This is a genomic window from Pseudomonas sp. NCIMB 10586, assembly GCF_023127895.1.
In the GTDB taxonomy this organism is placed as follows: Bacteria; Pseudomonadota; Gammaproteobacteria; order Pseudomonadales; family Pseudomonadaceae; genus Aquipseudomonas; species Aquipseudomonas synxantha_A.
This window is the reverse complement of record NZ_SPKQ01000053.1, coordinates 28,556-42,189: the sequence shown is the minus strand read 5'-3', so window position 1 is coordinate 42,189 and position 13,634 is coordinate 28,556. Positions and strand designations below refer to the sequence as shown.

Sequence of the window (13,634 nt, the reverse complement as noted above, 5' to 3'; positions counted from 1 at the left end):
GCGGGGCGATCCGTACTGCTTGAACGTAACTCGGCGTTCGAGATTTTATTTAGCCATATGGATTTGTCCTACGTATGTAGCGGAAACGAGGGACACAAGCTGCCATAAAATCTGCGTCATTATTCCGACGTTTCTGGCCAATAAAACCGGCAACGAACGCTCGAATGGTATTTTTAGGTTTAAGTAACTGGATGATATTTAAGGTAAAAGTTTAAAACTTTGCAGAATTTCAAAGTGCCAGCATCGGCCATGTATAGCCAATCTCCTACAGCGCTTTAATCGTTTCAGCAGTGAACGACCCACCAAGCCCGTTCCATCCATTTGAATGTCCGGGTTTCGGGTGACAGACGCCTGCGGCCCCCCCATGCTCAAATCCGGCAAATTCGGCGTAATGGGCCACCCTGCGCGGCCAGTGCCTGACCCCCATGAGAAGGATCTTATGCAGTATTCCTCCCGCCAGCCGGCCAGCTTCCCCCTCACTGCCGCCCAACAGGACATTTGGCTTGATCAGATGCGCGTGGGCGATTCGCCGCTGTATAACATTGGCGGCTATCTGGATGTTGCCGGCCCAGTGATGCCCGAGCGCATCCAGCAGGCCGTAGCGCAGCTGGTGTCCAGGCACGATGCGTTGCGCATTCAATTGCATACCGACGCCGAGGGGCTGGCACGGCAAACCTTCGCTTCGGCACTGACGGTGGACGTGGCCTTGCATGACTTCGCGGCGTTACCCGACCCGTGCGCCGCGAGCCGGGCCCTGATGCAGGCGCAAATGGCCCGACCGTTCATGATGAGCGGCGCGCCGCTGGTGCGCGTCCTGCTGGTCAAACTCGACGACGACCACTACCACCTCGGTATCCAGGCCCATCACCTGATTCTCGATGGTTGGGGCTTCGGCCAGTTGCTGCAATCCCTCGCGCAGTTGTACACCGCCCTGGAGCAGGGCCGTCACGTGGAGCCGTTCGCACCGTCCTATATCGACTTTATCGACAACGACCAGCGCTACCTGCACTCGGCCCGTTACGCCCGTGACCGCGACTATTGGCTGGACAAGTTCCAGGTACTGCCCGAGCCACTGCTGACGCCCAAGCAAACCACCAAGGCGTCGAGCAACACCTTCCTGGAAGGCTTTGCGGTGGCGCTGCTCGACCGTATGGAGCAGGTCGCCAACCGCTGCCAGGCGTCGGCTTTTCATGTGTTGCTGGCGGCGATGTACGTGTATTTCAGCCGCACCAGTCAACGCCAGGAATGGGTAGTGGGGCTGCCGATTCTCAACCGCTCCAACGCGCGTTTTCGCGCCACCGTCGGCATGTTTGCCCAGGTCAGTGCGGTGCGTTTTCAGTTCAGCGAACGGTTGCCTTTTGGTGAGCTGGTGCGCGGCATACGCGATCAGCTCAAGCAGGATTTCCGCCATCAGCGCTTCCCGTTAAGCGAGATGAACCGTGAGCTGGGCCTGCGACGAACCGATCGCGGGCAGTTGTTCGACCTGTCGGTGTCGTTCGAGCAGGACGACCATGACCTGCGTTTTGGTCAGGTGCAGGCGCGTGCCATCAAGGTGTCCAACCACCATGAAGCATTGCCGATCGCCATTCACCTGCGCAGCAACCGCTACCAGGACAGCGCGTGGCTGCATTGCGTCTACAACGAGGCGTACTTCCAGCACGACGAAGTCCAGGCGATGGCGCGCGGCTTCACCTGGCTGTTGGAGCAAGGGCTGGAAGACCCCTCGCTGCCAGTCGGTGAGTTTTCCATGCTGGCGCCTGAAGCTCAGGCTCGGCTGCTGCACTGGAACGCCACCGCGCAGCCCAACGCACTGCCGCAAACCTTGCACCGGCGGATTGAAGCGCAAGCCGCACACACGCCCGACGCCATTGCCGCGGTGTATCAGGGCCATCAGCTGACCTACGCCCACCTCAACCGTCAGGCCAATGCCCTGGCGCATCAACTATTGGCACACGGCGTACAGCCGGATGATCGCGTGGCCGTGCTGGCCCGACGCGGGCTGGACACATTGGCGGGGTTGTTGGCAGTGCTCAAATCCGGCGCCTGCTACGTGCCGCTGGATCCGGCCCATCCGGCTGAACGCCTCGACTACCTGCTGCAAGACAGTGCGCCTGTGGCAATCCTGACCCAGCAGGATTTGCGCCAGCGCCTGCCTGTCTCCACGGTGCCAGTGATCGTGCTGGAGCAGGTCCCCTCGCACATCGACAGTAACCCCCAGGTTGCGGTCTCGCCGTCGAACCTGGCCTATGTAATTTACACCTCCGGCTCCACCGGCTTGCCCAAGGGTGTGATGGTGGAGCACCACAGCGTATCGAACCTGGTGGACTGGCACTGCCGGGCGTTCGACCTGCACGCGGGCAGCCATACCGCCAGCGTCGCCGGCTTTGGTTTTGATGCCATGGCCTGGGAAGTCTGGCCGGCGTTATGCGTGGGTGCAACGCTGCACCTGCCACCGGCCCACGACGGTGCGGAAAATATCGATGCGCTGCTCGACTGGTGGCGCGCGCAGCCATTGGACGTGTGTTTCCTGCCCACGCCTGTGGCCGAATACGCCTTTAGCCAGCAGCTTGGGCATCCTACCTTGCGCACCTTGCTGATTGGCGGCGATCGCCTGCGCACGTTCACCCAGGCGCAGACGTTTGCACTGATCAACAACTACGGCCCTACCGAAGCCACTGTGGTTGCCACCTCCGGAGCCATTGAGGTGGGCCAGCCGCTGCACATCGGCGCGCCGGTCGCCAACGCCCAGGTTTATCTGCTGGATGCGCAACAACGCCCGGTGCCGATTGGCGCAGTGGGGGAGTTGTATGTGGGCGGCAAGGGCGTGGCGCGGGGGTATCTGAACCGTCCTGAACTGAATGCCGAACGCTTCCTGGACGATCCTTTCAACGGCGCGCGTATGTACCGCACCGGCGATCTGGCGCGCTGGCTGCCGGACGGCAATCTTGAGTACCTGGGACGCAACGACGACCAGGTAAAAATCCGCGGTGTACGCATCGAACTGGGGGAAATCGAATCGGCCCTGGCCGCCCACCCGGCGATCAAGGACGCGGTAGTGCAGTTTCGCCAAGGGCAATTGCTGGCCTGGTTTATCCCGCGCGAGCCAGTCGATATCCAAACCCTGCGCGCCCATCTGCAGGCCTCGTTACCTGACTACATGGTGCCGGCGGCCTATGTCCGCCTTGAGGCGTTGCCCCTGACCGCCAATGGCAAGCTCGACCGCAAAGCCTTGCCCGCACCCAGCCAGGAAGCCTTTGTCACTCGCCGCTTCGAAGCTGCGCAGGCGGGTGTGGAAGCTACCCTTGCGCAGATCTGGGCCGAGTTGCTGCACGTGCAGCAAGTAGGGCGCCACGACCATTTCTTCGAGTTGGGCGGGCATTCACTGTTGGCGGTGCAACTGGTGCAGCGCATGCGCCAGGCCGGGCTGCGTGCCGATGTGCAGGTGCTGTTCGGCCAGCCAACGTTGGTGGCGCTGGCGGCAGCGTGTGGCGGGAATGAAATGGCGGTGCCAGACAATCGAATCCCGCCAGGCTGTACGCATATCACTACCGATCTGCTCGCCTTGGCCGAGCTGGATCAAGCCAGCCTCGACCGCATCGTCGCAAGCATCCCTGGTGGCGCAGCGAATGTGCAGGAAATCTACCCGCTGGCGCCGTTGCAGGAAGGCTTGCTTTATCACCACATCACCGATGCACACGACCCGTATCAGCAACAGGCTCTGTTCAGCTTTGCGCGCCGCGAGCAACTGGATGCCTTCGCCCACGCCCTGCAACAAGTGATCGACCGCCATGACATCCTGCGCACCAGCCTGGTGTGGGATGCCCTTGAACAACCGATGCAGGTGGTGTGGCGAAAAGCGCAGTTGCGGGTCGAACCGCTGCGCGAGCCGGCTCAACCGCTGGACTTGCGCCAGGCACCGCTGATGGCCCTGGACTACGCCGAAGAACCTCACCATCAGCGCTGGATCGCCAGGCTGCGCTTTCATCACCTGGTCAACGATGCCACTTCGACCACCCTGTTGGTGGACGAGATCCGCGCCCATCTGCTCGGCCAACAGGCGCAACTGCCCGTGCCGGTGCCGTACCGCAATGTGGTGGCGCAAGCCCGATCAGCCGTGCGCCAGGCTGCGCACGAGGCGTTCTTTCGCCAGCAGTTGGCAGAGGTGGATGAGCCGACTCTGGCGTTCGGCGTGCAGGAGCGCCAGGCCAAGCGTGCCGAGACCGAAGAAGCCGAACGCCTGCTCAGTGACGCGCTCAACCTGCGCCTGCGCAGCCAGGCCCGCGTTCTTGGCGTGAGCGCCGCGAGCCTGTTCCACCTGGCCTGGGCCCAGGTACTCAGCCGGGTGGCGAGTCGCGACGATGTGGTGTTCGGCACCGTACTGCTTGGCCGCTTGCAAGCCGGCGAGGGTGCCGAGCGGGCGTTGGGCATGTTCATCAACACCTTGCCGCTGCGCCTGCGCCTGGTCGGGCAAAACGTGGTGGATGCACTGCACGACACCCACACACAACTGAGCGCCTTGCTCGCTCACGAACAAGCCTCCCTGGCGTTGGCCCAGCGTTGCAGCGGCGTGTCACCGTTGTTCAACAGTCTGCTCAATTACCGCCACACCTCGGCCGATCCCGAACTCAAACTGGTACCGGGCATGGCCTTGCTCAACAGTGAAGACATCCTCAGTTACCCGCTGATGTTGACGGTGGATGACGTGGCCAGCGGTTTCCGGCTCAAGGCCAAGGCGCCGTGCACAGTCGGTGCCGAGCGGGTGCTGAGCTACTTTGACACGGTGCTCAACGGCCTGGTGGATGCGCTTGAGCAGGCGCCGAAAATGCCGCTTGGCGACATACAGGTGTTGCCCGCCAGCGAGTTGCACACCCAGTTGTCAGGCTTCAACGCCACCGCCACGGACTACCCGCAAACCCTCACCGTCCAGGCGCTGTTCGAAGCCCATGCGCGGGACATTCCCGATGCCATCGCGGTGCAGGCCGGCGAACAGCAACTGACCTATCGCGAACTCAACGAACGCGCCAACCAGTTGGCCTTTCACTTGCGTGAGCACGGGGTAGAGCCCGACTCGCGGGTGGCACTGTGTGTGGAGCGTGGGTTGGAGCTGGTGGTGGGGTTATTGGCCATTCTCAAGGCGGGCGGTGCCTATGTGCCCCTCGACCCGGGCTACCCACGCGAACGCCTGGCCTACATGCTCGCCGACAGCCAGCCGGTGGCGCTGCTGGTACACGGCGCTACCCGCGAAGTGCCGGGCGAGGTTGCAATCCCCGTGATCGACTTCGACCACTGCACCTGGAGCCAGGCGCCGACCGACAATCCGTCGGTACCGGGTTTGAGCGTCGCCAATCTGGCCTACGTGATGTACACCTCGGGCTCCACCGGCATCCCCAAGGGCGTGATGATCGAACATCGCGGCCTGGGTAACCTGCTGCACTGGGGCTCGCAATTGTGCCCCGACGCCGCAGGCGGCGCCTTGTTGCAGCGCGCGCCATTCAGCTTTGACGGTTCGGTGTGGGAACTGTTCTGGCCATTGAGCAACGGTATGCGCCTGGTGCTGGCGCGGCCCGATGGTCATCGTGAACCTGCGTACCTGGCCCAGTTGATTCGCGAGCAGCACATCAGCGTGATCAAGTTTGTGCCGGCGATGTTGCAGCAGTTTCTTGAGCTGGACGAGTCGGCGCTGTGCACCAGCCTCACCGATGTGTTGTGCGGCGGCGGCGAACTGACCGCAGCCCTGGCCCGCGGTGTGCAGGCGCGCTTGCCCAAGGTGCGCTTGCACAACGTCTACGGCCCTACTGAAGCCACGGTCGACAGCAGCGCCTGGACCCTCGAACCCGGCGCGCCGGTACCCGCGGTGCAGCTGCCGATTGGCCGGCCGATCAACAATACCCGCCTGTACGTGTTGGATGCCCATGACGCACCGGTCCCCATAGGCATCAGCGGTCAACTGCATATCGGTGGTGTGGGAGTAGCCCGTGGCTACCTGGGGTTGGAGCAGATGACTGCCGAGCGGTTTATCGACAGCCCCTTCGTTGTCGGTGACCGCCTGTATCGCACGGGCGACCTGGTGCGCTACCTGCCGGACGGCAATCTGGAGTTCCTTGGGCGTAATGACTTCCAGGTCAAACTGCGCGGCGTGCGCCTGGAGTTGGGAGAAATCGAAGCACGCCTGAGTGCACACCCGGCGTTGCGTGAAGTGGCGGTGCTGATTCGCGATGAGCGCCTGGTCGCCTACTTCACCCTGCGCGGCCAGGCGCCGAGCCTGCAAGCCTTGCGCGCCCATGTGCTGGAGCAACTGCCGGAAGTCATGGTGCCGGCCGCCTTCGTACAACTCGACGCACTGCCCCTGAACCCCGCCGGCAAACTCGACCGCAAGGCCCTGCCGGAGCCGGGCCTGGACGCGGTGCTCAGCCGTGCCTACGAAGCGCCCCAGGGCGAAGTGGAAACCTTGATATCCGGCATCTGGGCCGACGTACTGAAACTGGAGCGGGTAGGGCGCCACGACCACTTCTTCGAACTGGGCGGGCACTCGCTGCTGGCAGTCAACCTGGTGGCCCGCCTGCGCAAGGCCGGGCTGGAAGTGGACGCACGCACCTTGTTCAGCCAGCCAACCCTGGCGCAACTCGCCGCCAGGACCGTGGCGCAGGTCCAGCGCGTTGAAGTGCCGCAAACCGCCATTCCCGCCCTCAACCGCCGCCGCAGGATCTGAGGATTGGAATGCATTCAATCTGGGAGGGGGCTTGCCCCCTCCCACATTTTACGGTGCTGCCTTCAAGGGCTTCATGCACTCGATAGAGCGATCCACTGTGGTTCTGGCGATCTCCAGCAAATGCCACACCGCCAGAATCTTCGCCCGCACGGGGCTGTCCAGCAGCTCGCTACAATCGAGCGCTGTCGCTGAGGCACTGTCGAGCAGGCTGGCGGTGTACAGCAACGCATCTTCAAAACTCAGATCGTCGTTGACGCTGTGGAAACCCTGCCTGGGCAGGTAATGGTCAATGGCGCGGTTGAACGCGGCACGGGTTTTTGCGGGGTCGAAGGGTGGGTCGGGTAAGACTTTATTCATGGTGTAGCTCCAACTGGTAGATAAGGAGCCGACCCCTTCGCGACTAAACGGAGGGTGGCGGCTGTACGCAGGTTAGTCGACCGGCCAGTTGGATCCGGCGCACCCAAAGGTGCCCTGCGCACAGCCACCATGAACAGGGTGACAGCTTGCGCACAACTGGAATCCGGGCGACTAAACCCGATCACTGATGAGCAGTGACGGATCGCAGACTAGCCACCGATTCCAACCGGCACAAGGCGGCGGGGATTGTCTCGGAAATGTCCTGCAATTTAAAGAGAGACGGCTTGCTGGCTCTTTACAAACCATGACAAAACGCCAGCAGTGACAGCTCATATTTTGGCGTAGGAAAAATCTGTCATGACGAGCGTTGATGGCTACCCTGATGAGGTTTCGCTTTTTCGGACAAGGTTGAGCTTAGTTAAATGGAGGCTCCTACTCACCACCGTAAAGGATTGCGATGAACATGGATGTCAGTCATTTTCGTCAAGAGGCAGCCAAAGTCAGACTTTCAAAAGCCGCATTTGATGAGTTGTTGTGCGCAAAGAATATAGTCGAGTCCAGTGGTCAAGATCATCGCTTCGATACAACACCTGCCTGCATCAATCCGCTTAGCTCACCCATCCTGCATGCGGAATTAAACAATATTCGAAACATGATTGACCATGAAACTTATGTGTTGATCTTGGATGGCTTTAAAGTCGATAGCCTCGCAGTCTTCAAATCACTCATTTGGACATTTGGCTCTTTGCTGGGAAAGCCAATGGTGCAGAATCATCTCGGTCATAAGGTTATTGAAGTATACGATCGGGGCGGTAAGAGTATTGAAGAGGGTGCCAGATACCACCAAACCCGGCAGGGTGCTTACGTACACAACGATGGTGTGAGTGACCCGCTACCTATCGACTATTTGATCTTGGCGTGTGGTCAGAAAGCACTGCTGGGTGGTGAGAGCATTCTGATTGATGCGAGCGCGGTCTACGCAGAGCTGATGACGTTTCCAGGTGTACTGACACAGCTGAAATGCGATTTCTTTTTTGAGAATCGAGGCATGGCCGAGGATGAGACGCTGTTTAAAGCGCCCATCTTGAGTTTTTCAGACGCAGGCATTCCTTTGATCAGGTATTTTCGTGTCTACATTGAGTCGGCTCATCTGAAGGCTGGTGTCCCGTTGACCCTCGCACAAACTCAGGCGCTGAATATACTGGATGCTGAGCTCGACCAGTCTTCAGTCCAACATCGCATACTGCTTGAACCAGGGCAGGTATTGATTTCTGCCGACAACAAGTTCCTGCATACCCGCACGCATTTCATAGACAGGAATGTTCCCTGTGCGCAGATCAATGATGATGAGCGGCTGAGCGATCTCAATCGCTACATGCTACGGATGTGGTTACGCAAGCCATGATGCCTGGCTTGTCCTGCATAACTGATTCCTCCCTGTTTTCAGCAAAAGCCGAGCCCCATGGACAACTCCGATATCGCGATCACCCTGGTCTTGATCTCCGCCTTCATGCACGCCACTTGGAATGCCGTAGTACGCGCCGGAAGCAGTCGCTTTATGACTTTGGCAATGGTCGATGGCACCGCATTGCTGATCTGTCTGGCAGCGCTGCCGTTGGTTCATGTGCCGAGCCTGGAGGTGTGGGGCTATGTGCTGGTTTCCGTAGTGCTCAATACGATCTATCGATTGTTTCTGATCAAGGCTTACGAGACTGGCGATTTCGGTCAGGTTTACCCGGTCATGCGTGGTGTGCCGCCGGTACTGGTTGCGCTTTTTTCCTACTTCTTACTGCATGAGCAGCTGTCGTTTCAGGCGATGGCAGGTGTGCTGATGATTTGCGTGGGGATCATCAGCCTGACATTTGTGCGCAGGATGACGGCGCACATGCTCAAGCCGATCCTGATGGCGGTGTGCGCTGGAGCGTTCATTGCGTCCTATACGGTGGTGGACGCCAAAGGCGTGCGAGCCAGTGAGACGGTGCTGCAATACATCATTTACCTGACCGTATTCCAGAGCATCCCGATCCCGTTATTGGCGTTGATCAAGGCGCGTCCGGCATTCACCCAGGCCATCCGCTGCCACTGGCGGGTGGGAATGTTGGGAGGGGTGTTTTACCTGGCGTCCTACGGCCTGGTGTTGTTTGCGTTGTCCCTGGATGCGGTAGCCAAGGTGTCCGCGTTGCGGGAAACCAGTGTTATTATCGGCACCATTATTGCCGCACTGTTTTTTCATGAACGGTTTGGCTGGCGGCGAATGCTGTCGGCATTCGTCATTGTTGGCGGGATCATCCTGATCAAAGTGAGCAACTGATGGCCCAACGTCCGCCCCCGACCCCTATGCTTCAAGCCTTCGTGAGTGCCGCGCAGACCGGCAGTTTTGCGCGTGCCGCATCCGAGTTGAACCTCACAGCCAGCGCTATCAGTCATCAAATCGCAGGTCTGGAAGATTGGTGGGGGGTGCAGTTGTTCGAGCGCCACTCACGGGGCGTCAAACTCACGGCGGCGGCGCAGGCACTGTTGCCGGTGGCCGAAGGTTTTTTCAAAGACCTGGATGCTGTGCTGCATTCGCTCAGTCCCGGTAAACCTCAACCGCTTTACCTCGCCTGTACGTCCTCTCTGTGCTCAACCTGGCTGATTCCCAGGATGCATGGTTCTCATGCTCACGCGTCGTTCAATCTGGATTTGGTGTTGACCAGCGCGGACATGAGCAGCAGCAGCTTGAGCGCGCATCAGTATGACGTCGCCGTGGTGATGGGGTACGGCGACTATCCGGACCACCATGTCGAGCTTTTGATGCGCGATGCGGTATTCCCTGTATGTTCGCCAGCGTTTGCGCGTATACACGGCGATATTGCCCTGGCGGATATCGCCCAGTACCCATTGATTCATCGGGTGGATGATCAAGTGTGTCCAGGGTGGGAGAGCTGGTTTGCCTTCCAGGGGCTCCCAGCACCGCCCTATCACCATGGCCCACGCTTTCCTGATTCCAGTTTGGCTATCAGCCTGGCGGTAAAAGGCGGGGGAATTGCGTTGGGCAGAACTGCACTGGTACATGACGCGTTGAAGGAGGGAGCCTTGGTTGCGCTGGAAGCTCCTGTGATGATGTCGCCGGCTGCCTATTACATCATTTGCCGAGAGGGTCGTCAGTCGGAGCCGGATATCGCTCGGTTGTTTGATTGGCTCAAGGCGCAGGCTGACGAGTTTGTGCGCGAAGTTTAAATGCACCCCGTAGGGTGCTCACGCCAAGCCTTTGCAAACAGCGCCTCTTCGATTCTCAGCGTTGCATCGGAACAAACGCCACGCTCCCTCCCTCACGCTTCTGAAACAAGCGCTCGCCATTATCCGATTGCGTAGTGACCACTCGATGATCCACGCCCAGAAACGCCAGCGGCATCGGGTCTTCCCTGGAATACTGCGTGACGATAATCGTGTGTTGCGGATCGAACCTTCGGCCGCTGGTCTTTTCCAGCCAGGCCATGAACGCGGCGCTGTCGCCCTGGCGGGGGTAGTCCTGGGTTTCGCTGACGTAGTAGAAGGGCTTGCCGTGGTTTTGCAGGTACATGGGCAGCTTGTTGTCGACCTCCACCAGCACCATTTGCCATTGGTCCCACGGTGCGCTTTTCACGGCTTGGGCTTGCACATCCTCGGCGAAGCGGGTCACGCCGCCGTTGCCGGTAGTCCAGGGGTAGATTACACCCAGCACCAGCAAGAGCAGGCCTGCGCTGATGCCGAAGCCTTTTTGCCAGCGCGGCCAGCTCGCCGGTTTTTTCTTTAGGCGTTCGCTCAGCCACCAGGCGGCGAGCAGTTGAGCAAAGGGCACCAGCGGCAGTACGTAGTAGCTGCGGCGGCTGCCGCTGGCGGTGAAGAACGCAAACAACAGGCCCAGGCCCCACACCAGCCAGCGCACGTTGGGTGGGGTGTGGCGCCAGTGCCGCACCGCCAGCCACAGGCCCAGTAGCCAGCAGGGGGCCCAGGGCAGGGTGTAGACCGGCAGGTAGATCAGGTAGGTGTAGATCGGGCCCATGTGATCGAAGGGATCGAAGAAACGCACCACGTTTTCCCTGAATACCAATGCCAGACCGCTCTCGCCATAAGGAGGCGCGCCGTAGCGGTGGGACAGTACGAAAGGAATCGCGTAAAACGCCGCGGCGATCAGCATGGCCAACAGCAGGCGCAGATTGAGGTGGCGTTTGTAGCGCTGCTGGCTGAGCAGGTGCGGCAGCAGCACCAGCCCAGGCAGCACAAAACCGATCAAGCCCTTGAACAGAGACGTCGCTGCCAGCAACAGGAAAAACACCGTGTAGCGCCCAAGCCTGGTGTCTTCCGGTCCGCGCCAATACCACCACACGGCTGCCAGCACGCCGCACACGGTCAGCACGTCGGCCGTGGCGACCCTGGCCCAGAACAGGAAGTAGAAGGTGGTGGCGAGCATCCAGCCGGCGATCAAGCCTGTGCCTTTGCGAAACAGCCGTTCGCCGATCAGGTACACCAGCCAGATACTCAGCCACGCTGCAATCACTGATGACAGGCGCAACGACCATGGGCCAAGGCCGCCCATCAAGCTGGCGAAGCCGGTGATCAGCCAGTAGGAGGGCAGGGGTTTGTCGTAATACGGCGTGCCTTTGAGATACGGGTCGAAGTAATCACCGCTTTGCAGCATCTGCAAGGCGATGTTGGCCCAGCGCGTCTCCGGCCCCCACAGGTCGCGGCTGCCCAGGCCCAGCAGCAAAAGCAAGGCCGAGACGCCCAGCAGTAAAACCAGGGCGCCGCGTTCGGTTTTCCATAGGCTCATGGGCTGTTCCTGCAAAGGCGATCAAGGTTGTTGGGGGTAAATCGTCAGTACCAGGTTGCCCTTGCGATAGCGCTTGCCGCCGGGCGGCAATTGCCCTTCTTCGCGGTGCTCGCTGGTGCTGCGGACCCGCATCAGCACGCCCACCGAACCTCGCTCGCGGGCTTCGGCCAACCAGGCTTGCACGTTGTCGAGTGTGACCTTGCGGTGCGCCGCTTCTTCGTAATGCAAGCCGTAGCGCAGCTCGCCCTCGGTGCCGTAAAACGCTACCTCTGGCTCACGCAGGCGCCATGACAATGCCGATGCCAGGCCCAGTTCGTTGCTCAGCAAAGCACGGGTGTGTTGCAGTTCGTCCAGGTGCTCAAGCACGAACTGGTCGGGCATTTCGTTATCCGCTATCAACTGCGGCATTCCCGCCGGCAGCAGGGCTATCAGCAAGCCAATGCCCAGCGCCGGCATCGCCCACAACGTCAGCGGGCGCACCGCTTGCAACAGGTTGGCGAGGATCCAGCCCAGCAGCACGATAAAAGCCAGGGACAGGCTGAACATCTCGGCGTGGCTGTTGCCGTACAGCGGGTCGGTGATTTGCAGGTAAATCAGCCCGACCATGGCCGCCATGCCGAGAACGAAATTGACCGTGCCGTTGATCACAATCGTACGTGCCTTGCCTTGCTTGATCAGGTCGATCAAGCCGTGGCCCATCAGCAGCGCCAGGGGCAGCAGGCAGGGCATGATGTAGGTCGGCAACTTGCCTTTGCTCAGGCTGAAAAAGCCCAGGGGCAGCAGCCACCACAGGGCGAGAAAGGCAATCGCCGGCTGGCGTTTTTCTTTCCAGGCCTTGCACAGTGTTGTCGGCAGCAATGCGGCCCACGGCAGACACGCCACGACCATGATCGGCAGGAAGAACCAGAACGGCCGCGCATGTTGCGCATTGTCGGAGGCGAAGCGGCGAATGTGTTCGTGCCAGAAGAAAAAGCGCCAGTAATCCGGTTCCCGCACATGGATCGCCAATGCCCACGGCAGGCAAACCAGTACCGCGACCATAATCGCCACCGGCCCGTAGCGCAGCAACTCACCGATGCGGCGCTGCCAGATCAGGTAAGGCACCGCGACCAATACCGGCAGCAGCCATGCCAGAAACCCCTTGGTCATGAACCCCATGCCGCACGCCAGCCCCAACAAGGCCCAGCAACCCAGACGCCCACGTAAGGTGGGGCTGTCGAGAGCAAACCACAGGGCGACCAGGCTCAGGTTGACCCACAAGGTAAATTGCGGATCAAGGTTGGAATACCCGGCTTGCCCGGCCACCAAGCCAAAGCTCATATAGAGCAGGGCGCAGGCGAAGCTTTTACGTGGGTCGTTCCACAGGCGCTGCGCGATCAGGTAGGCCAGCAGCACACTCAACGCCGTGGCCAGGACCGAGGCAATACGCACGCCGAACAGGTTTTCGCCAAACACCGCCTGGCCCAGGGCAATCAGCCAATAGCCCGCGGCGGGCTTTTCGAAATAACGCACGCCCATAAAGTGCGGCGCTACCCAGTTGCCGCTCATCAGCATTTCCTGGCTGACCTGGGCATAACGGGTTTCATCCGGAATCCACAGGCCGTGAAAGCCCAGGGGCAGCAAGAAAAAAACGGCAAAGCCCAGGATTAACCAGAGCAGAGGGTTCAGGCGGGTCATGAGCACGTCGCTCCATGACGTTCAAACAGGTGCAAGAAGAGTATTGAATTAATCGGGCCGAGCATCGTGATGTTCACTGAATCAATGAGGGGGGGAACC

7 protein-coding genes are annotated in these 13,634 nt (G+C 60.3%); 4 read left to right on the top strand and 3 right to left on the bottom strand.

Annotated features, from left to right (window positions below; translation table 11 throughout):
- Positions 1-439 precede the first annotated feature (439 nt).
- The gene (locus tag E4P01_RS27185; protein ID WP_216091782.1) at positions 440-6,709 is read left to right on the top strand and encodes a non-ribosomal peptide synthetase; all 6,270 of its coding nucleotides are present in this window, start codon (positions 440-442) and stop codon (positions 6,707-6,709) included.
- 48 nt (positions 6,710-6,757) lie between these two features.
- On the opposite strand, the gene E4P01_RS27180 is transcribed toward E4P01_RS27185, so the two are convergent.
- Positions 6,758-7,066, bottom strand: coding sequence for a hypothetical protein (locus E4P01_RS27180; RefSeq protein ID WP_005789528.1), 309 nt, complete (start codon positions 7,064-7,066; stop codon positions 6,758-6,760).
- Between the two features lie 463 nt (positions 7,067-7,529).
- Between E4P01_RS27180 and E4P01_RS27175 the strand changes: the two genes are divergently transcribed.
- The 3 genes from E4P01_RS27175 to E4P01_RS27165 are packed head-to-tail and all read left to right on the top strand — an operon-like array spanning position 7,530 to position 10,285.
- Positions 7,530-8,471, top strand: a complete 942-nt coding sequence (locus E4P01_RS27175) for a TauD/TfdA family dioxygenase (RefSeq protein ID WP_248130192.1) — start codon at positions 7,530-7,532, stop codon at positions 8,469-8,471.
- A gap of 57 nt (positions 8,472-8,528) precedes the next feature.
- Entirely contained in the window at positions 8,529-9,377 is an 849-nt protein-coding gene (locus tag E4P01_RS27170; RefSeq protein WP_148853579.1) for an EamA family transporter, read from the top strand.
- Positions 9,377-10,285, top strand: a complete 909-nt coding sequence (locus E4P01_RS27165; RefSeq protein WP_216091780.1) for a LysR substrate-binding domain-containing protein — start codon at positions 9,377-9,379, stop codon at positions 10,283-10,285. Before E4P01_RS27170 ends, E4P01_RS27165 begins: the two co-directional genes overlap by 1 nt.
- 55 nt (positions 10,286-10,340) lie before the next feature.
- On the opposite strand, the gene E4P01_RS27160 is transcribed toward E4P01_RS27165, so the two are convergent.
- Together E4P01_RS27160 and arnT are read right to left on the bottom strand one after the other, a co-directional pair.
- Positions 10,341-11,858 (bottom strand): glycosyltransferase family 39 protein, encoded by a 1,518-nt coding sequence (locus E4P01_RS27160; RefSeq protein ID WP_216091779.1) that lies wholly within the window; start codon positions 11,856-11,858, stop codon positions 10,341-10,343.
- Between the two features lie 21 nt (positions 11,859-11,879).
- The gene (arnT, locus tag E4P01_RS27155; protein ID WP_216091778.1) at positions 11,880-13,535 is read right to left on the bottom strand and encodes a lipid IV(A) 4-amino-4-deoxy-L-arabinosyltransferase; all 1,656 of its coding nucleotides are present in this window, start codon (positions 13,533-13,535) and stop codon (positions 11,880-11,882) included.
- Positions 13,536-13,634 lie beyond the last annotated feature (99 nt).

Excerpts from the sequence above, each read along its gene's own strand:
- E4P01_RS27185 (WP_216091782.1), top strand. The coding sequence starts at position 440 with ATGCAGTATTCCTCCCGCCAGCCGGCCAGCTTCCCCCTCACTGCCGCC.
- E4P01_RS27180 (WP_005789528.1), bottom strand. The coding sequence starts at position 7,066 with ATGAATAAAGTCTTACCCGACCCACCCTTCGACCCCGCAAAAACCCGT.
- E4P01_RS27175 (WP_248130192.1), top strand. The coding sequence starts at position 7,530 with ATGGATGTCAGTCATTTTCGTCAAGAGGCAGCCAAAGTCAGACTTTCA.
- E4P01_RS27170 (WP_148853579.1), top strand. The coding sequence starts at position 8,529 with ATGGACAACTCCGATATCGCGATCACCCTGGTCTTGATCTCCGCCTTC.
- E4P01_RS27165 (WP_216091780.1), top strand. The coding sequence starts at position 9,377 with ATGGCCCAACGTCCGCCCCCGACCCCTATGCTTCAAGCCTTCGTGAGT.
- E4P01_RS27160 (WP_216091779.1), bottom strand. The coding sequence starts at position 11,858 with ATGAGCCTATGGAAAACCGAACGCGGCGCCCTGGTTTTACTGCTGGGC.
- arnT (WP_216091778.1), bottom strand. The coding sequence starts at position 13,535 with ATGACCCGCCTGAACCCTCTGCTCTGGTTAATCCTGGGCTTTGCCGTT.